The organism is Chryseobacterium sp. BGA-UO-ETr-SB22, from assembly GCF_059567885.1.
This window is the reverse complement of the sequence record NZ_JCAQOV010000005.1, coordinates 1,791,122-1,810,461: the sequence shown is the minus strand read 5'-3', so window position 1 is coordinate 1,810,461 and position 19,340 is coordinate 1,791,122. Positions and strand designations below refer to the sequence as shown.

At 35.7% G+C, this 19,340-nt stretch carries 16 protein-coding genes; 8 read left to right on the top strand and 8 right to left on the bottom strand.

Translation table 11 applies throughout. The features are described from left to right. The 3 genes from AC57AW_RS15570 (at window position 1) to AC57AW_RS15560 (ending at window position 2,339) form a co-directional block, all read left to right on the top strand. A complete protein-coding gene (locus tag AC57AW_RS15570) occupies window positions 1-855 on the top strand; it encodes a proline and serine-rich protein 1 family protein (protein ID WP_496352611.1) in 855 nt (284 codons plus the stop codon). A 66-nt stretch (window positions 856-921) separates the two neighbouring features. Continuing rightward, window positions 922-1,503: a TetR/AcrR family transcriptional regulator gene (locus AC57AW_RS15565; RefSeq protein WP_496352610.1), complete on the top strand. Its 582-nt coding sequence runs from the start codon at window positions 922-924 to the stop codon at window positions 1,501-1,503. 44 nt (window positions 1,504-1,547) lie between these two features. Beyond that, window positions 1,548-2,339, top strand: coding sequence for an SDR family NAD(P)-dependent oxidoreductase (locus tag AC57AW_RS15560; protein ID WP_496352609.1), 792 nt, complete (start codon window positions 1,548-1,550; stop codon window positions 2,337-2,339). A 17-nt stretch (window positions 2,340-2,356) separates the two neighbouring features. Here the strand turns inward: AC57AW_RS15560 and AC57AW_RS15555 are convergent, their stop codons facing one another. After that, on the bottom strand, window positions 2,357-2,803 hold the full coding sequence (locus tag AC57AW_RS15555) for a hypothetical protein (protein ID WP_496352608.1): 447 nt from the start codon (window positions 2,801-2,803) through the stop codon (window positions 2,357-2,359). A 137-nt stretch (window positions 2,804-2,940) separates the two neighbouring features. Between AC57AW_RS15555 and AC57AW_RS15550 the strand changes: the two genes are divergently transcribed. Then, window positions 2,941-3,765: a CvfB family protein gene (locus AC57AW_RS15550; RefSeq protein WP_496352607.1), complete on the top strand. Its 825-nt coding sequence runs from the start codon at window positions 2,941-2,943 to the stop codon at window positions 3,763-3,765. 39 nt (window positions 3,766-3,804) lie between these two features. On the opposite strand, the gene AC57AW_RS15545 is transcribed toward AC57AW_RS15550, so the two are convergent. After that, the gene (locus AC57AW_RS15545; RefSeq protein ID WP_496352606.1) at window positions 3,805-7,710 is read right to left on the bottom strand and encodes a DUF7948 domain-containing protein; all 3,906 of its coding nucleotides are present in this window, start codon (window positions 7,708-7,710) and stop codon (window positions 3,805-3,807) included. Between the two features lie 179 nt (window positions 7,711-7,889). Between AC57AW_RS15545 and AC57AW_RS15540 the strand changes: the two genes are divergently transcribed. The 4 genes from AC57AW_RS15540 to AC57AW_RS15525 all read left to right on the top strand — a co-directional run bounded on the left by AC57AW_RS15540 (window position 7,890) and on the right by AC57AW_RS15525 (window position 14,194). Then, complete coding sequence (locus AC57AW_RS15540; protein WP_318845503.1) at window positions 7,890-8,483, top strand: TetR/AcrR family transcriptional regulator; 594 nt, start codon at window positions 7,890-7,892, stop codon at window positions 8,481-8,483. An 88-nt stretch (window positions 8,484-8,571) separates the two neighbouring features. Then, complete coding sequence (locus AC57AW_RS15535; protein WP_318845504.1) at window positions 8,572-9,924, top strand: TolC family protein; 1,353 nt, start codon at window positions 8,572-8,574, stop codon at window positions 9,922-9,924. A gap of 9 nt (window positions 9,925-9,933) precedes the next feature. Further along, window positions 9,934-10,995 carry an efflux RND transporter periplasmic adaptor subunit gene (locus AC57AW_RS15530; RefSeq protein WP_496352605.1) on the top strand — a complete coding sequence of 354 codons (1,062 nt, stop codon included), beginning with the start codon at window positions 9,934-9,936 and terminating at the stop codon, window positions 10,993-10,995. A 7-nt stretch (window positions 10,996-11,002) separates the two neighbouring features. After that, the gene (locus AC57AW_RS15525; protein ID WP_318845506.1) at window positions 11,003-14,194 is read left to right on the top strand and encodes an efflux RND transporter permease subunit; all 3,192 of its coding nucleotides are present in this window, start codon (window positions 11,003-11,005) and stop codon (window positions 14,192-14,194) included. A gap of 442 nt (window positions 14,195-14,636) precedes the next feature. On the opposite strand, the gene AC57AW_RS15520 is transcribed toward AC57AW_RS15525, so the two are convergent. From AC57AW_RS15520 to AC57AW_RS15495, 6 genes are all read right to left on the bottom strand, one after another. Then, window positions 14,637-15,083, bottom strand: coding sequence for a KTSC domain-containing protein (locus AC57AW_RS15520; RefSeq protein ID WP_318845507.1), 447 nt, complete (start codon window positions 15,081-15,083; stop codon window positions 14,637-14,639). A gap of 147 nt (window positions 15,084-15,230) precedes the next feature. Continuing rightward, a complete protein-coding gene (locus AC57AW_RS15515) occupies window positions 15,231-16,127 on the bottom strand; it encodes a retropepsin-like aspartic protease (protein WP_496352604.1) in 897 nt (298 codons plus the stop codon). Between the two features lie 178 nt (window positions 16,128-16,305). Next, window positions 16,306-17,070, bottom strand: a complete 765-nt coding sequence (locus tag AC57AW_RS15510) for a hypothetical protein (protein WP_496352603.1) — start codon at window positions 17,068-17,070, stop codon at window positions 16,306-16,308. Between the two features lie 559 nt (window positions 17,071-17,629). Beyond that, on the bottom strand, window positions 17,630-18,310 hold the full coding sequence (locus AC57AW_RS15505) for a DUF2306 domain-containing protein (protein ID WP_496352602.1): 681 nt from the start codon (window positions 18,308-18,310) through the stop codon (window positions 17,630-17,632). A 36-nt stretch (window positions 18,311-18,346) separates the two neighbouring features. Beyond that, on the bottom strand, window positions 18,347-18,805 hold the full coding sequence (locus tag AC57AW_RS15500; RefSeq protein WP_496352601.1) for a DUF2750 domain-containing protein: 459 nt from the start codon (window positions 18,803-18,805) through the stop codon (window positions 18,347-18,349). A gap of 68 nt (window positions 18,806-18,873) precedes the next feature. Next, window positions 18,874-19,248, bottom strand: a complete 375-nt coding sequence (locus AC57AW_RS15495) for a hypothetical protein (protein ID WP_496352600.1) — start codon at window positions 19,246-19,248, stop codon at window positions 18,874-18,876. Window positions 19,249-19,340: the final 92 nt, after the last annotated feature.

Here is a 19,340-nt window from a genome sequence, read left to right as displayed (position 1 = left end):
ATGAAAAAGATTTTTATCAGTTGGATGCTTTTAGCGGGGATCAGCTCTTTTGCCCAGGAAGCAGGAAAGGCAGGTGAATTATTAAAAAATGAAGCTTCCACCACAGAAATGAAGGCTCCTAAAAGCTTCAATGAAAGAAATAAAACCTTTGACCAGTCAAGATCCGGAAACAATCCGATTCCTCAGGGAAACAGAATCAAAAATCCCAATTATCAATGGAACAGAAACTACGGGTATGCGGAAGTTTTTCTGAGAATTCCTGAACAAGGCTTTTTTACCGTTGAGGTTGGAGACCAGATGATGGCCAATGGTTCGGGAAAGTACAGGTTCTTTGATTTATCATCAGGAAGAATGCCGATTTCCATCTACGAAAATGGTTTTCTGATTTACAGAACCACCCTGATGCTTCGCAATAACAACAGAATGGTATTGGATTTCTTCAGTAATGAAGGCTTGTATCTTCTGGATTCTTATCCTGTTCAGGGTCAATATGGCTTCAATGACTGGAATGATGTATGGAATAATCCTTACGGAAATCACTCCGGAGATGGCTATAATCAAGGGAATGTAATGGATGGTAATTCGTTTCGTCAGTTTTTTGATATGCTGATGAGGAATGAGAAGTTTGATGATGGTAAAATAACGATGATTAATCAGCAGATGCGCACTTCTATGTTTACTTCTGCACAAATAAGAGATCTGGTAAAAGCAATCAGTTTTGATAATAAAAAACTGGCATTGGCAAAATCTATGTTCCGAAGCTGTGTAGATAAAAATAATTATTTTCTGGTAAATGATGCTTTTGATTTTGAGAGCAGCAGACGTGAACTGATGGAGTATATTTCGAAATTATAATATTTAATAGAAATAGGCTTAAGTTCGTTTTTTTTATTATTTTTGTATCGATCATTACAAAACAAAATGAAAGGAAGACCTAATATCTATCAGGATAAAGAATTGATTTTAAAAGCTCAGAAAATTTTTTGGGAAAAAGGCTTTACAGCAACTTCACTTAGTGACCTTAGTACTTCAACAGGAGCAGGAGCAGGGAGTTTGTATAACTCTTTTAAAGGAGGAAAGAAAGAACTTTTTAAAAAAAGCCTGGAGCAGCGAAGAGAAGATTTTGAGAATTTTAAAAATACATTAAATAAAAGCGAAGATCCGATTGGACTCATCAAAAACTTTTTCCTAAATATTGCCAATGCTAAATATAATGACCACATGAAAGGCTGTATCGTGGCCAATACTCTTGTGGAAATGACATTTGTTGATGAAAATTTAAAAGATGAGGCTGTGGAGATATTAAAGGAAACAGAAAAATTGTATACCTCGATTATTCAAGAACAGCAAAATAAAGGAACACTGAAATCAACAATTCCAGCAGAAGTTTTGGGTAAATACCTGATCTCGTTTTGGTGTGGAATTAACTCCCTTCGCAGAATGTATCCGGATAAAAAAACTTTGAAAACTCAGATTGAATTACAATTGCAGCTTTTGCAATAAATTTTTTTAAATATTTATTTAACGATCATTACAAAAATAAAACAATGAATTTACAACTAAAAGGAAAGAAAGCATTTATTAGTGGATCTACACAAGGTATAGGATTTTCGATTGCAAAACAATTATTACAGGAAGGGGCATCAGTTATTATCAATGGAAGAAGTAAAGAAAAGATGGAGTGGGCAGTGGGCAAACTCCAGCAGGAAGTTCCAGATGGTGAAGTGTCAGGAATTGTTGCAGATTTTGGTAAAAAAGAAGATCTTATCAAGCTTTCCGAAGAACTTACAGATATTGACATTCTTATCAATAACTTAGGTATTTTTGGAATTAATGATTTTTATGAAATAGCAGATGAAGAGTGGTACCGTTATTTTGAAATCAATGTGATGAGCGGAATGAGGTTATCAAGAAAGCTTCTTCCCGGGATGATAAAGAAAAACTCTGGTAGAATTATCTTTATCAGCAGTGAATCCGGAGTAAATGTTCCTGAAAATATGATTCATTATGGAATGACTAAAGCCGCAATGTCTGCCTTAAGCAATGGATTATCTAAGCTTACAAAGGGAACAGCTGTTACCATTAATACAGTTTTAGGTGGTCCTACTTATTCAGATGGAGTTGCCAGTACAATAGAACAGATTGCAGAAGGACAAAACCTGACAGTTAATGAAATGAAAGAGATTATTATCCAGAGTTCCAATCCTCATATACTTTTACAAAGATTTATAAATCCAGATGAGATTGCCAGTCTGGTGGTATACCTTTCAAGTCCGCTTTCTATAGCTGTGAATGGAGCAAGTTTGAGAGCTGATAGTGGCGTTCTGAAAATAATTTAGTTTTTTTAATAATTGGATTACATGATTTTTATGTTATCATAAAACTTAGAATTTTTCGGAGCAATATTAAACTGAATTCCAAAAGTTACTCCTTTAAAATATTTTTCTCTATGAATGGGAAAAGCATAGCCCGTATTGAGAAATATAGCATTGAATAAAGAAATACCCCATCTTGGTTCTAATGAATAAGGATTGACCGATACTCCAAGCATCTGTCCAAAATGTAAAAAGTTGATATTGACTTCAGGAATAAGTTTATCTGTTTGGTTAATTCGGGTATAAAGCAGGGAAGGGCCAACAATGACTGATCCTTCATATGTTTCACCAAATCTGTATTCTAATCCTGCTTGCAGGACGTTTCTCCCAGTGTATCGGTAAGAAATATTCAGTGCAGTTTTCTCAAGCAGCTGAGCATTTGAAAAGATAACCGAAAGGAGCAGAGGTAGGATGAAATATTTTTTCATGATTATTTTTTGGTTCAAATGTAATGGTTTTACGGTCTTTATAAAGAATGAAAATAATTCTTTAAAGGAATTATACTCGTATTGACTAGGTTGGCATCTTCAAATTTCCGTACCTTTGTCAGCTAATTTTATCATCAATGCAACTCGGAAAAACTCAAACTTTAACAATTTCAGAAAAAATTAATTCAGGATGGATCCTCGTGGATGAATCCGGTGAGAAAGCTTTTCTGCCTAAAATATTTATGCAGGACGAAAAAGAAATAGGAGAGGAAGTTGCTGTTTTTGTCTATCAGGATGATGATAAATTAAAAGCAACTACTGAGATCCCATTGGCTGAAGTGGGTGAATTTGCAGTAATGAGCTGTGTACAGAGTCTTCCAAGCGGAGCTTTTATGGATTGGGGAATTATTAAAGATTTATTTATCCCTTACAAACAGCAGAAAACCAAAATTATTGAAGGAAAAAGATATCTGGTCTATATTTATGTAGACGAAGATATGGAGCTGATTACAGGTACTACGAAGTTCAAGAGAAATCCACAGTATGATGATCTTCCATTCCAAAAAGGGGACAAAGTAGATCTGCTTATGATGAACGAAAGTGAACTGGGCTGGAATGTTATCATCAACAAGCAATACATTGGTTTAATCTATGTTTCTGATGTTTTCAAAAAACTATATCCGTTATCAGAAGAAACAGGATATATTAAAGCAATCCGTGAAGATGGAAAAATAGACATTACTTTACAGCCGGATGGGTTTGAAAATATTGACGAGTTCAAACAGAAGATTCTGAATAAGCTGGAAGAAAATTACGGTCTTCTGTATGTATCAGATAAGTCTTCTCCTGAAGAGATCAAAGATGAATTGGGAATGAGTAAGAAGAACTTTAAAAAAGCAATCGGAGGACTTTATAAAGACAAGGTCATCGATATTTTGGAAGATAAAATCAAATTATTATAAAATAAAAAACGAGCAGAAATTTCTGCTCGTTTTTTGTTATTATCGGTTCTTGATCAGAAGCCATCCGTTGTAGATTCTTCCGTCAGAAACTTTTATGGTATACCAATAGTTTCCTGTAGAAATAGGATGTGATTCATATTTTCCATCCCATTGGAAAGGTCTCTTTTTAATAATCTCTTTATAGAGTATTGCTCCTTTTCTATCATATAAATAGACTTCTGTTCCCGGATAATTTTCCAGTCCTGCTATTCTCCATGTATCATTGATTCCGTCACCATTAGGACTGATTGCATTGGGAATATTAAATATGGAGAAGTTCTTCTGCCCGATAATGCATCCGGATTTTGTTCTTACATATACAGTATATTCTCCCATATTCAAATTGGTAAAAATATTAGAATCCTGCCATGTGAAATTGTTTAAAGAAAATTCATAATTTCCGCTCTGAGAAAGAATAACTGTTGCTGTATTGTTGGTAATATTTACAGAAACAATATGGGCCAATACAGAATAGCTCACCTGCGTAGAGCTTGTGCTTTCACAACCAAAAATATTAGTTACTTTCACGGTATAAGTTCCTGGCGTAGATACTGTAATGGTTTGAGTAGTTGCTCCGGTATTCCATTCATAAGACTTAAATCCCGGCCCTGCATCCAGAACAACAGATTTCCCTTCACAAAAATCCATTTTCTCAGGAAGCTGAACAATAGGTTTAGGATTAAGGGTAAGGTTTAATCTTATTACTTTAAAACATCCGTCCTGAGTAGCTACTTTTACATGAATAAGTGTTGTTCCGGTATTCAGCGTATAAGCTGAAGGATTGGCAATAGGATTTCCAGCAGTATCAGTGTAGTAGAAAATATAATTACCAGGATTATTAATAATGCCGGCTTCATAAGAGTGAAGATTAACAATCATTGAATTTCCAATAGTAGTATTACATAATACCTGTGTGACATCTTTAGCGGGAACATTATCTGTGGATAAAGTTACGGTTATTGCCAGTTTCTCAGATTCACAATTGTTTAAAGTCTGGGTTACATAATAGATTTGCCCGTTGCCCAAAGGAGTTGTTATTGATATCACATTTCCTGCTGCATTATAGAATTTAAGAGCTGTTCCTGCCACAACAAGCTTTTCTAACGTAGGATTTGCAGAAGCACAGAAATCCTGATTACTATTTGCGGTCGGTTTAGGAGTGTTGTTTACCGTTACGAGAATAGCTGTTTTATTACTTTCACAACCATTAATAGTCTGAGAGGCATGATAAGTCTGCCCATTGATAAGCCCAACCGTAGTTGGCAAAATATTTCCTGCCGCATCATACCATTTGATATTCTGACCTGTGATCTGGATATCAGAAACTTTTGGATTGTTGGTAGCGCAGAAAGTCTGTTGAGCGTTTGTACTTGTTGGTAGAGGAGGAGATGTTACAACTATATTCTGATTCTGAGTGGCTGTATTTCCATTCCCATCATTATATGTCCAATGGATGATATAGTTTCCAGGGATTGAATAAGATAACGGGTCTGTTGTGGTTGCAGTAATTGTTCCAGCGCAGTTATCTGTAGCAGTAGGAGCGATCGTAATTGTTGTATGGCAGTCTCCGGTAATATCTGCTAAATTGACTACATTAGGAACCGGAGCGACATTGTCACCCACGACAACATTTACAGTAAAGCTGCCGTCACAAGCTCCAGATCCTGAAACCTGGCACGTATAGGTGCCTGCATGAGCAGTTGTTGCACTAGGTATTGTTGGATTCTGCTGATTGGATGTGAAGCCATTTGGCCCGGTCCAGTTGTAAGTTGTTCCTCCTGTAGCGTTGAGCTGGATTGTACCGTTAGGACATACTGGAGAATTAGACGTAACAACTGCAGCAGAGGTGCAATCCTGAAATTTAGCGATGAAAATATCGTTTCCACCTCCTTGTGATTGCTGAAATGTACCTGGTGTTGCAATTCCAGTAGTATTTCCACCTGACATTCCCGTCAGATAAATTGCTCCATCATTGTCTTTAGTAACTTCGCCTTGCTGTGTAGCACCGTTTCCTGTATAATAAGTACCCCATTCTTTTACATCATTTTGACTGTATTTAATTAAAAATGTAGAAATATACATTGCAGGCATTCCCATATAAGCTCCGGGAGTAGAGATGTCAGGTTGCCCACTTGAATGTAGTCCTGTAAAAAAAACATTTCCGGAAGTGTCGGGATATGCTAATAATTGAAAAGAACCTGTAAAATCGAAATAATTTTTTGTAATAACATTAGTGGCTAAGTTTACCCGCCATATTCCGGGTTGTCCCAAGGGAAAAGCTGTCGTGGTATATCTCCCTGGAAGAATTAAAGTGTTATTTACAATTCCCGCTTTCCATATTTGTTCTGAGCCGGCGTTCCCATAATAGCTTGATTTGAGAATAGTATTTCCAGATTTTGAGATCCTGAGATATATACCGTCTGACTCACCTCCTTTTAAAGGCTGGAAAGCATTAACCATAGGAATGGTTGAAGATTGTGTTGCTCCAATTATTTCAAGATCAATGTTCGAGGAGAGAATCTGAAAAATAGAAGTAGAGCCATCGCTTCGTCCAAAATACGTTGCCCAGTCAATATTACCAGTTGTTGAATTTAAAGAGGCTAAAATACCATCTGTATATCCTATAGGTGTTGACTTTGCGGGTTGCATTGCATTGACAGTAGGAAAGTCAGTGCTAAAAGAATCACCCCCAATATAGATATGATTTTGATTGTAAGAAACAGTATAAAGTTTGTTTAGCCTGCTGGAAACAAATTCTTTTTCAAAAACAAAACTCCCGTTATTATTAAATTTTACTAAAACAATGTTTTCATTATATTGCGATCTTTGAACGGTTCCACCAGCATAAATATTAAAGTTTTCATCAAAATCAACGTCTGCGAATACATCTTTCATTCCGAAGCCGTAATAAGTTCCCCAAAGTTTTTGCCCATTTTTTGTAAGCTTCATCAGAAATGCATCAAGCCCGCCGGCCACGTTTTGCTGATAGGTTCCGGAAGTAGCAAAGTTGGTAGTACTATTTGTGGTTCCAAATAAATAGCCCGTACTCTGAAGATCTGTTTTGATTCTGCCATAATCTTCTCCATATCCTCCTGCATAACTTCCCCATATTCTTGTAGGTACAGGATCTATAATAATTGTTTTATCAGAACTGTTTAAAGGGGCATTAAATCCAAAAGTCTGGGCTCCCAAATCCTTAAAAGATACATCAATACTTTTCTTTGTGTTACCCGTAATCCAGCTGTTAGGAATGTTTTCATAGATTTCCCCGAAACGTACATTCATGGTCAGTTTTCCGTCTTTTATCAACGTAGGAGCGCCATGAAATTTCATTTTAATATCTGAAATTTTTCCACCAGGATTGATGATGAAATTATATTCGATGGGTTTTATGGTATCATTAGGCTTAAAAAATACTAAATCTATATGAGGATATATATTCTTGTAGCGGATTTTTTGATACTGGTGAACATTACTAATGCCTTTGGGGTTATTGGGCAGGTTGTAATAGTTGTTATAATCCGGAGATTTTCCCTCTGCTGTAATAGTTGCTTTATTAGAATTAACAAGCTCAATATCAATTCTGTGAATTAGTTTTTCATAAATATACTCGTTGTTATCATACTGTTTTGGACTTGGAAGTGTATGCTCTGCCTTTTTTGAAAAATCAGGATTTACAGTTTTCTTTATTTCGTAAATATCATAAGAAAAACCATTAGAACGCAACTGTACATTCAGACCATTGGAATGGAAAAGATATTTGACATCTTTATTTTCTTTCCCGTCCTGATCAATAATCTGACCTTTGTTTTCATAAAAATAATAGGAGTTGTTTGCTGAGTTTTTTTTCTGTGAAAATAGAAGTACTGCGCTCAAAACTGCGAACAGTGAAAGAATTTTCTTCATCAGGTTATTAATTTTTGCGGCAAAGATATAAAAATAGCTTTCCCTTTAAACATTAAGTAATTGCAAACTTCAAGTTGCAGACATGATGGATATCATGACATTTTTGTTTAATTTTTTTGTTTAACAATTTTGTCAAAAATAAATTTTAGTATAAATTTGCACAAATTTGTTTAACAAAAATGTCAAATCAAGCAAAAAAAGACCAAACACAGGAATTGATCAAGGAGACAGCGAAGAATTTATTCTTTGTGAAAGGAAAATTTGATGCTACTACGCAGGAGATTGCAGATGAAGCAGGAGTGAACAGGACTCTTATTAACTACTATTTCCGTTCAAGAGATAAGCTTATCCAGATCATCTTTGATGAAGCACAAAGAGTAGAGCAGGAAAAATCGAAGATCATTCAGAATTCAGCTCTTCCTTTTAAAGAGAAAATCAGCCAATTCATAGAAAGCAGTCTTACTACAAGCCTTCAATATCCTTATCTGGAAACGTATATCGTATCACAGATCAATAAAGGAACCTGCCATCACAGAGAAATTGAGGAAGATATCCTGAATGAAATGTATAGTGATATCGAAAAAGAAATGGAATTGGGAAATATAGAGAAAATGGCTCCGGTTCAGTTTATTCTGAACATGGTTTCGCTGTTGGTGTTCCCAAGTGCCATACGACCATTATTTATGGAAAATTTATTAATCAATGATGAAGAATATGATAAGATTATTTCTGAACGAAAAGAGATTATTATCAATATGTTATTCAAAAACTAAAAAAACTAAAGTATTTCTGAAAATGATTCGTCATTTAGAAATAAATAATGACTGAGAATTAAATAAAAAATAAACGAAGTATAAAATTATGAATAGAAAACGTATAACTGCTACAAAGCTAAAAATTGGGATAGCTTCAGCATTTATGATTTTCGGCTCTTCATTGATGTCTGCCCAGCAGCAGGTTTCCCTACAGGAAGCAATTAAACAGGCGCTTCAGAATAAGGCAGAAGCCAAAAAAGCTGCTTTACAGGTAAAAAAAGCCGAATACAAGATTGATGAGGCCAGAGCCGGTGCTCTTCCACAGGTCAGTGCTACAGCCGGACTTACATATAATCCTATTATTCAGGAGTCTTTGCTGGAATTTGGAGGAGAGAAAATCAGGGCTCAGTTTGGGCAGCCTTGGGGATCAACAGCTTCTGTACAACTTCAGCAGGCGATTTTTGATCAGAGAGTATTTACAGGACTTAAAGCTGCAAAATCAACAAGAGAGTTTTATGTACTGAATGCACAGTTAACCAATGAGCAGATCATTGAAAATGTAGCAACAGCTTATTATCAGGTGTTTGTACAGGAAGAAAATCTTAAAACGGTAACTGCCAGCTATGCCAACACTGAAAAAGTAAGAAATGTTATTAAAAGTTTGGTTGATAATGGTTTGGCAAAATCAATCGATTTAGACAGGACAAATGTTCAGCTTACGAATATTGGTTCCAATAAACAGACTTTAATCAACTCTGTTGAACTTTCAAAAAATGCATTGAAGTTTTACATGGGAATCCCTATTGCTACAGACATCGAGCTTGAAGAAAAAGAGATCGAACCAAAGCCTGAGCTGATTGCGAGCAACGTAAATCTTAATGATCGTACCGAAATCAAAGTTTTAAATAAAAACAGGGAACTTTTGGTTTTCAATAAAAAAGCTACCGAAGCTTATCTTTATCCATCAGTAAATCTTACTGCGAACTACGGATGGGGAGCAAACGGAGCAAAATTCCCGTTGACAAATGGTCTTAGTAAGGGAGTTCTTTGGAGCGATTATTCAGCAATTGGCTTGAATGTTAATATCCCTATTTTCACGGGAGGAGCTACAAAAGCGAAGATCAATCAGGCAGAAATTGATATTCAGGATCTTGATGTTGATATTGAAAACACTCAGTTGAGCTTAAGTTTGGACTATAAAAATGCAATCACCAATATGGAAAATGCATTGATTAATATTGAAAGCATGAAAGATAATGTAGGATTGGCGGAAAGAGTTCAGAAAAATACCCAGTCAAATTATCAATATGGTCTGGCAACCCTTACGGAGGTGCTGGATTCTGAAAATGCTTTGACACAGGCAAAACAGAACTATTCTAATGCATTGCTGGATTACAAACAGGCAGAGATCAAGCTGATAAAAGCTAAGGGTGAACTAAACACACTACAAAACTTATAATAAACTAAAATGAAAAAAACTTTAATATATATCATCGTAGCAGCTGTACTTGTAGGTTTAGCCGCTTATAAGATTGCTGGTAACAAAGAAAAGCAGACTAAGGAAGTACAGGAGGTTGCCAAGCAGGTAGATAAAATCAACGTTAATATTGTAACCGTTACAAGAGAAAATATTGATACAGACTACTCAGCCAACGGAACTTTCATTCCTAAGCAGGAAATGAACCAGTCTTCAGAAATTGCAGGACGTATTGTGAATGTTTTGGTTAAAGAAGGTTCAAGAGTAAGTGCTGGTCAGGTTTTAGCAACGATAAAAAGAGATGCTATCGAAGTTGATATTTCTCAGGCTCAAAACAATTTGCAAAATGCAGTGATTGATAACCAACGTTATGAAAATGCATATAAAACAGGAGGGGTTACAAAACAGCAGCTTGATAATTCAAGATTACAATTGAAAAACGCACAGGTTGCAGTAAGAGCTCAGGGAGTAAGAGTAAATGATACAAGTATCCGTGCAGGAATCAGCGGTACTATAAACAAAAAAATGGTAGAACCGGGAACTGTAGTTTCTGTAGGAACTTCCATGTTTGAAATTGTTAATATCAACAGCCTTAAACTTTCAGTATTAGTGGATGAAAGCCAGATTGGCAGAATTGCACTCGGTCAGGAAGTTCCAATTAATGTGAATGTTTTGCCGGAAGACTCTTTCAGCGGTAGAATTACATTCATTGCTCCTAAAAGTGATGCTACTTTAAATTTCCCGGTTGAAATTGAGGTTCAGAATAAAGGAAACCTAAAAGCTGGGATGTATGCAACGGCTACATTTAAAACCAATCACGGTGCTGAAACCCAGAATATGTTGACGGTTCCTGCAGAAGCTTTTGTAAACGGGGTAAGTTCAGGTCAGTTATTTATTGTAAACAATGGTACTGCTAAATTAATTAAAGTTCAGACCGGAAAAGTATACGGTGACAAAGTTCAGATCTTAAGCGGACTGAATGGAGGTGAGCAGGTAATTACCAGCGGACAGATTAACCTTGATAACGGTTCGAAAATCAATATCGTAAAGTAACCAGAAGATGAAGTTAGCAGAAATATCCATTAAAAGACCATCGCTGGTTATCGTATTATTTACGATACTTACGCTGGGTGGTTTATTAAGTTACTCCATGATGGGGTATGAGTTGATTCCAAAGTTTGAAACCAATATGGTAACCATTTCTACGGTATATCCGGGAGCTTCACCTGCTGAGGTGGAAACTTCGGTAACCCGGAAAATTGAAGATGCTGTAGGTTCTTTGGAAAACGTGAAAAAAGTAGAATCTTCATCTTACGAAAGTTTATCGGTTATCATGGTGCAGCTGAATACAGGTGCCGATGTAAACTATGCTTTGAACGATGCACAGAGAAAAGTAAATGCTATTTTAGCAGATCTTCCTGACGATGCAGATCCTCCTTCTTTGCAAAAGTTCTCACTGGATGATCTCCCGATCATGACTTTGAGTATTGCCAGTGATAAACTGAATAATAAAGATCTTTATGATCTTTTAGATAAAAAAATTGAACCTATTTTTTCCCGTGTAAACGGTGTTGCCCAGGTAGACCTTGTAGGTGGACAGGAAAGAGAGATTCAGGTAAGTTTAGATGAAAAGAAAATGCAGGGGTACGGTCTTGCCATCGCAGATGTACAGCAGGCAATTCTTTCTTCAAACCTGGATTTCCCAACGGGAGCTTTGAAAACGAGAACTTCAAGATCTACGATCAGGCTTTCTGGAAAGTATAAAAATGTTGCCGAAATGAATAATCTTGTAGTTTCCAATAAAAATGGGGCTCAGGTGCGTTTATCTGACATTGCAACAGTTTTTGATACACAGAAAGATGTGGAAAAAGTGGCAAGATATAACCAGAATTCAACAATTTTACTTCAGGTTAAAAAACAATCTGATGCCAATGCGGTTTCCGTTTCAAACTTAATTAAGAAAACAATCGCTGATGTTCAGACTAATTATAAAACTCAGGGGATTAAAATAAATATTGTAGATGATACAACAGACTTTACACTTGAAGCTGCAGACCATGTAATTTTCGATTTATTCTTAGCGATTATCCTGGTAGCAGTAGTAATGTTACTATTCCTTCATAACATCAGAAATGCGTTCATTGTCATGGTTTCTATTCCGATGTCATTGATTGCAACTGTGATTGGAATGTATCTGATGGGATATACCTTAAACCTGATGAGTTTACTGGGACTTTCATTAGTGGTTGGTATTCTTGTGGATGATGCAATTGTAGTTTTGGAGAACGTTTATCGTCACATGGAGATGGGGAAAAGCCGAATTCGTGCGGCATATGATGGTGCATCGGAAATTGGATTTACCGTAACGGCGATTACATTGGTAATTGTGGTGGTATTCTTACCGATTGCAATGAGTTCAGGATTGGTTGCTGATATCCTGGCGCAGTTTTGCGTTACCGTAGTTATTGCGACAATGTTCTCGTTATTAGCCTCATTTACTATTATTCCTTGGTTATCTTCAAGATATGGTAAATTGGTACACCTTTCAGGTAAAAATCCTTTTGAGAAGTTTATTCTTTGGTTCGAAAAGCAATTGGAAAAATTCACACACTGGATCACAGGAATTCTGGAATGGTGTCTGAAAACAACATTAAGAAGAGTAATGACGGTTATAATAACATTTATTATTTTGATCTCTTCATTTATGTTGGTTGCATTTGGTTTCATTGGAGGTGAATTCTTCCCTAAAATGGATAGAGGACAATTCCTTGTTCAGATGGAATTACCAAAAGATGCGTCTGTAGAAAAAACCAATCAGATTACTCTTGCCGTTGAAAAATATCTGAGAGATGACAAAGATGTTGTAGATATGATCACGACAGTGGGTCAGCAGTCATCAGGTTTTGGTGGAGCACAGGCTACATTGTATCAGTCAGAGATTCAGGTGATTTTGGTAGATAAATCTGAACGTAATGAAAGTACAGATATCAAGTCTGCAAGAATCAAGAGAGCATTAGAAGAAAAATTCACAGGAGTTGAATTTAAAACAGCACCAATTGGATTAATGGGAGCAGATAATGCACCAATTGAAATGGTAGTGACAGCTCAGGATAATGAAACAGCAAATAAAGAGGCCAACAGAATTCTTGAGTTGCTTAAAAAAGTTCCTGGTTCTGTAGATGCAGAATTATCCACTGACTCTGGAAGTCCTGAAGTACAGGTGAATATTGACAGAGATAAAATGGCTTCTTTAGGCTTGAATCTTTCTAGTGTAGGACAAACAATGCAGACTGCATTTAACGGAAATACAGACGGAAAATTCAGAGCTGGAGAATATGAATATGATATTAATATCCGTTTTGGCGATGCGAACAGAAAGTCTATTGAAGATGTAAGAAATCTTATGTTTACCAATCCTAAAGGAGAACAAATAAGATTGAGCCAGTTTGCAGAAGTAAAAATGGGTTCAGGACCAAGTTTGTTGGAGCGTAGAGATAAAGCACCTTCTGTAAAGGTAAAATCTAAAGTGGTAGGTCGTCCTGTAGGGGATGTTGCCAATGAATGGGCTGCTAAATTTATGGATAACGAAAAGACCAAACCGGCAGGAGTAAGCTACATCTGGAGTGGGGATATGGAAAACCAGACCGAAGGTTTCGGTACTTTAGGGATTGCATTGATGGCTGCTATTGTATTGGTTTATCTGGTAATGGTTTCATTATATGACTCATTTGTATATCCGTTCGTGGTATTATTCTCTATTCCTCTGGCATTGATCGGGGTAATGGTAATTCTTGCCATCACCGGAAATTCATTAAACATATTTACGATGCTGGGGATGATCATGTTGATTGGTTTGGTAGCGAAGAACGCGATTATGATTGTCGACTTTGCGAATATGAGAAAAGAGGCTGGTGCAAGTACGCATGATGCTTTGATTCAGGCCAACCACGCACGTCTTCGTCCGATTCTTATGACCACTATTGCGATGATCTTCGGTATGATCCCGATTGCAATTGCAAAAGGTGCAGGAGCAGAAATGAACAACGGATTAGCATGGGTAATTATCGGTGGTTTGACATCGTCATTATTCCTGACTCTGATTATTGTACCAGTAGTGTATTCATTATTTGACTCTATCTTAAGAAGAATGGGTAAACATGAAAAAGTGGATTATGCAACTGAAATGAAAGCTGATTATGTGCATAGAGAGCTAAGTGAAGACGGATTTACTTCGAAACACGTAGATAAATAAAAATTAAACCTTTAATTAACCGAAAGCCGCATCAGAAATGATGCGGCTTTTTTGTTGGTATAGGTTGATGATGGTTTGATAGGTTTTGGCTTAAGCCGTTGGAAAGTACTTATTGGGGTAAATTAGCCCATTTCTATTGATGATTAATCATAACGTCATGAAATCTTTCTGTTAAATATTATTACTAAGAAAAAAGAGGTTGTTTTAAAGTCAGATTATTGATTTTGTCATTCTGACGAAGGAAGAATCTCATTTATAATTAAACACATGAGATTCTTCACTGCATTTTATTTCGCTCAGAATGACACCAATTGTACTATAAGATATCAATAGGAGTGGGCTTTAGCCCGCTTAATTCTATAACATTAAATGATGGCTTTAGCCAAAACAAAAAAAGCTTCCAGTAAAACTGAAAGCTTTCATATATTGTAATGTAGAAAAATTAATCTGCCATAGCCTCTCCGGACTTTCTGTAGATAAAGTTTCCATAAACGTGTCTTCTTGCAAAACGGCTTGGTGAATCAGCGTTAACCATTTTGATGTAGGTATTTCTTGGAACTCCTATGTACTCATACATATTTCCGTTCAAATGCTGAACCTTTAAAATCGATTTTTCAAGGTAAAAATCCTGAATGTTAGATTTTGTAATGGTTTCCGTGTATTCTTCTTTGTATTTGTCCTGTGTTTCAGAATTAATGCTTACCAAAAAGTGATACGCTTCAATTACAGACTTGCTTCTTTCTTCAGCTTCTATTTTCCCAGCTTCATCATTAATGAATTTATCAGGATGTGTATCTTTCATCACATTTCTGTAAATAGTCTTTAATTCTTTTAAAGTAACATTTTTATCTACTCCAAGAAGTGTTCTGTGCTCACCAAGTTTTTTCATATCTCTAACCCTTATTTTCGGGGTGCAAAATTAAGCAATTAAATTTAAAAAACCATAACTTATTCATTATTAATTTATTTGGTGTACTATAAAGTTGAAAATTGAGCTAGATACAACAGACGAAATTTGTATTGTTAACCTTTACAGTTAATTAACACCCGAATACAGATTTTTATTGAGTTTAAAATAAATAAATCCGTTCTTAAAATCAATCACAGTATTGAATCTTTTTAAAAACTGATTCCCAAAAAATCCAGTCATTTTTTCTGTAGCATCAATGCCTTCTGTGGAGCCGGAAAGCGTAATAGGTAGGTTATAAAGATATTTTTGAGCAAATTGAACAGCCGGGCAGAGAACTACAGGCATTTCATAGACAGACCCATCAGAGCCTCTTGCTGTAGCTTTACCTATCGTTTTCATGGTTGTAACTAAAGCATTATTTTTCGCAAAAGGAGCAGCTATGGTAAGCACATCATCCGCGCCACTGTCCAATCCGAAGAACCCGGAATATTCTTTACCATTTACTATTATACTGCTTTCTACAGAAGGGTAGTTATCAATCATATGAAGTTTTACTTTCTCATATCCTGTTAGATCCATAGACAGATCATTTTCTTCATAAAAACGGATTTCATTTTTATAATAATCTATTTCAATGATTTTTCCTTTCATCAGATCCGTTCCGAAAACCCCGTCAAAATTGGCAGAATCATAGGGAATAAGAGTAAACTGTATATCGTTTTTCTGAATGTTTCCAAACTGTACGGTATTGTGACTGCTATAATCAACGGTATTCACCCCGTTTGAGCCTTTGTTTTCAGACTTTCCATCAATTTTCAGAGGGACTTTCTTCTTTGCATCGATATTGATGACAGAACCATCAGCGCCTGTATCAAAGAGGAACTTTATACTGTCGGTTTTATTGACTTTGCAGTACACATACACAGAATTGTTTTCCAGGGAAAAAGGAAGGATAGTGGAGGTTTTTTGAGCTGATACTGCTATAGAAAATAACACTGTCAGAGAAATAGCAATACGTTTCATGGAATTAGTTTTTAGATAGGCGAAAATAACTGTAATTGATGCTTTCACAAAGAAATAACAAGCCATTAACCCTCTTTTAACCGTTCCTTAACCAAATGTCTGCAAATAAAAAACAGTACCCAATCTGAGTACTGCTATTATTTTTGAATCATTAAATCTTTTGATTTTTGAATCAATATTACGGTTCATCACAAGTTCTCTTCAACTTTGTGAAAATCTTGTCAAAATCCTTATAAGATGTTTCTTCATCATTACGTTTTTGTCTGAAGCTTGTATTGGCACAGTTATGAAACCCCAAACCTATCATATCGATCAAAGCATAATCTTCTTTTTGCGGGTCATTCATTTTGGTATTGAATCTTGACATTACTCCCTGTGGATCAGAATTATTCTTGCTTTTAAGCTCAATATAATTTTTCCAGGCGGCAAACATCTTTTCTCTGTCCGGAGAAGATATAGCGTCAATCTGCTCTTTGCAGGTAGTATAATATTTACTGTTTTTAAGAGTGAAAGGATCAGAATAAGCGATAATTTCTTCTTTATTCAGCTGGTATTCGTTTTCAAATGATTCCATGATTTCTTCCTGAAGCTTTTTCCATCTTGGAAGATCAATTACTTTAAGGCTGTACAGTTCCTTTTTCTTTTCTTCATACTGCTTTTCAAGATTCTGTAGGTAAGCTTCTCTGTTTTGACGAATTTCTTCAAGCTGGGAAAGTTTAAAAACAGGTCGGGTATCAAATACAACTCCATTGAATTGATATAAAAGCTTATTTACTCCGTCTATTTCTTCTTTTTTATATTTAGCCGAGTCAAAATACCCTTGATTATCACAATTAAAAGTCTGATAGTTGTAAGGGGTCAGATTGTTTGCTTTAGAAGGAGTTTTTTGCCCCCAGATAGTAATGGATAAGGCCAAAGCAAGCCCGATCATCATTTTTTTCATGCACATAAGTTCTGAAAGAATCCGAATTTTCTGAATTTCGGTGCAAAATTAAGGCTTTAAATTTGAAATCTAAAGAATTAAATAGATTTTCTCAATTGATTTTGCATATTTTATATGAATTTTGTACTGAGGAATTCATTTTACTTTTAGATCTTGTCTGTGATTCATATGGAAAGCCTTTCACAGTAAGAGATACAGAGGATATAAATAAAAATTCTGGAAGTGGATATTGTTGGTAATTTATATGGACTTCGAGAAAATTCTATGTGAATTTTGGCTAAAATTCAATTGGGTTAGAATGAATTGAAGATATTGGATTAAAAATAGGGTCTTTTATAGTTCCATTTCTTGCTCTTGATGATTGTTTTTTAGATTTAAAATAATAGATTTACAAAAAGTAACACAAACTATGACCCTTTATTTTTTTCTTCTTTTTATTGTCGCTGTTTTTGGCGGAATCGCCTATCTGCTCATGCGTTTTTTCAGCAAATGGACTAAAAATAACAAGTATGAACTGATTTTTAATACTTTAATATTTATCGCATCATTTTTTCTGGTATCATTTCTCAGTCTTTGTATTTTCTTTTCCACCGTTGATTTTTCCAGATAATCCGGTATTTTTTCTGATAATTGTATAAGCAATGCAAAGGTTGATCACAAGGGCAGCCCAGACATTCAGTCCATAAAAAAGTTCATAATCATGCTGCGCTTCATTATACAGCAGATGTTTAACGATTCTGAAAGTAATAGCTGTTGTAGTCACCGCATAGCTTAAAATCATATATTTTCTATGCTTGGTAACATTTCCTTTTTTAATAGAAAGTACGGCAGCAACGGTGAGGTAAGCCCAGAGCACATCCTGAATCAGAAATCCTGTAATTCCGATCAGACCTCCATTTGAAAACAATCCCAGTACAAAACATGCCGGAACATTGATGATAAGAATATTGTAAACATATATTTTCCCAATGATCTTGTGAAGATCTCTGTTTTCAGCTAAAAACCGATTGGAAAACTGCGTAAGACCCGCCAGAAGACAAAGCGTTATAGAAAAAATATGAATGTAAAAAAAAGCCATCCAGTACGGATTATCGACTACTTGCTGCTTAAAAGCCAGAAATCCGATGTTTTTATCAAAAGAAGTATATTGGGAAATTGTTTTCAGCATTAGAATACTGAAAATCATAACTGAAAATACAGCTGTTACTTTAATGATTTTTATTCCCAACAACTTCATCATCCATGGGTTAAAAGATAAACTCTCAAGGATTGGATTTTAATCTTCCAAAACTTCCCTGATCTGTTTTTCCATATCATCAAGGCTTTCAAACTTTCTCAATTCCAGAGATTTTCCGGAATTTCTAAGCTCTTCTATAATATCAAGTATCAACTCTAAAGGCTCTGCTTCATAGCCAAACATATGGCTGTCGAAATTTGTTCCCACCAATAATCCATCACTATTCATTCCCAGGCACCAGTTTTCTACAAATTCGGTAAGGGAAACGGGAGAGGGATCATAATGATTCCATTCATTTTCTATACATGATTTTGCTCTTGCAGCATCAGACCAGAAACAAATGATTTGTACCGGTTCACCATCTTCGTATTCTGCTTCGCTGGAGTAGGAGGTAGCATATCCCTTATCATCCTGTAAAGCATACACGATTTCTGTCTCGGTGATTTTTTTAATAAATTCTTTATGGCGGTTCTGAACCGTAATATGGTCTTGAAGCATTTTATTTATGATAAATTATTAGGTATGAATGATGAATTGGTTGCGTCTGTGAGTAGTAAGTACCTGTCTTATGAAGTTTCACCACTGTTGATATGTATTATTTCGGGATTCTGACCATCTGAGTCTCTTTTGGATCTTCCATATAGTCCTATTTCAAGATCGTTTGGAGATTCACTATCCAGTTCCGATGGGTGTACATACGTATACATACCATACCCATGTCCGGAAACCAGCCAGCCTTCTGTTAGATTTAAATGTATAATATTAAAATCCCCTGCTGGGCCTCCGGCATGTACCGGACCGAATTCTTTCATGAGTTTTATTGCTTCCTCTTTTATGTCTTCGACCGTACTGATGTCGTCAAAAATAATATAAGTACCATTTTCAAAAAGAACCCAATCCTGAAATTTAGGATTAATGGCAAGCTTCACATGTTCAATCATCTGCTAGTAGTTTTTCAATAAGAGTGAAAAGTTAATATTTTTATTTAATATAGAGCAATTTACCCATTATCGATCAATTATCAATGATATTC

Excerpts from the sequence above, each read along its gene's own strand:
- AC57AW_RS15570 (WP_496352611.1), top strand. The coding sequence starts at position 1 with ATGAAAAAGATTTTTATCAGTTGGATGCTTTTAGCGGGGATCAGCTCT.
- AC57AW_RS15565 (WP_496352610.1), top strand. The coding sequence starts at position 922 with ATGAAAGGAAGACCTAATATCTATCAGGATAAAGAATTGATTTTAAAA.
- AC57AW_RS15560 (WP_496352609.1), top strand. The coding sequence starts at position 1,548 with ATGAATTTACAACTAAAAGGAAAGAAAGCATTTATTAGTGGATCTACA.
- AC57AW_RS15555 (WP_496352608.1), bottom strand. The coding sequence starts at position 2,803 with ATGAAAAAATATTTCATCCTACCTCTGCTCCTTTCGGTTATCTTTTCA.
- AC57AW_RS15550 (WP_496352607.1), top strand. The coding sequence starts at position 2,941 with ATGCAACTCGGAAAAACTCAAACTTTAACAATTTCAGAAAAAATTAAT.
- AC57AW_RS15545 (WP_496352606.1), bottom strand. The coding sequence starts at position 7,710 with ATGAAGAAAATTCTTTCACTGTTCGCAGTTTTGAGCGCAGTACTTCTA.
- AC57AW_RS15540 (WP_318845503.1), top strand. The coding sequence starts at position 7,890 with ATGTCAAATCAAGCAAAAAAAGACCAAACACAGGAATTGATCAAGGAG.
- AC57AW_RS15535 (WP_318845504.1), top strand. The coding sequence starts at position 8,572 with ATGAATAGAAAACGTATAACTGCTACAAAGCTAAAAATTGGGATAGCT.
- AC57AW_RS15530 (WP_496352605.1), top strand. The coding sequence starts at position 9,934 with ATGAAAAAAACTTTAATATATATCATCGTAGCAGCTGTACTTGTAGGT.
- AC57AW_RS15525 (WP_318845506.1), top strand. The coding sequence starts at position 11,003 with ATGAAGTTAGCAGAAATATCCATTAAAAGACCATCGCTGGTTATCGTA.
- AC57AW_RS15520 (WP_318845507.1), bottom strand. The coding sequence starts at position 15,083 with ATGAAAAAACTTGGTGAGCACAGAACACTTCTTGGAGTAGATAAAAAT.
- AC57AW_RS15515 (WP_496352604.1), bottom strand. The coding sequence starts at position 16,127 with ATGAAACGTATTGCTATTTCTCTGACAGTGTTATTTTCTATAGCAGTA.
- AC57AW_RS15510 (WP_496352603.1), bottom strand. The coding sequence starts at position 17,070 with ATGAAAAAAATGATGATCGGGCTTGCTTTGGCCTTATCCATTACTATC.
- AC57AW_RS15505 (WP_496352602.1), bottom strand. The coding sequence starts at position 18,310 with ATGATGAAGTTGTTGGGAATAAAAATCATTAAAGTAACAGCTGTATTT.
- AC57AW_RS15500 (WP_496352601.1), bottom strand. The coding sequence starts at position 18,805 with ATGCTTCAAGACCATATTACGGTTCAGAACCGCCATAAAGAATTTATT.
- AC57AW_RS15495 (WP_496352600.1), bottom strand. The coding sequence starts at position 19,248 with ATGATTGAACATGTGAAGCTTGCCATTAATCCTAAATTTCAGGATTGG.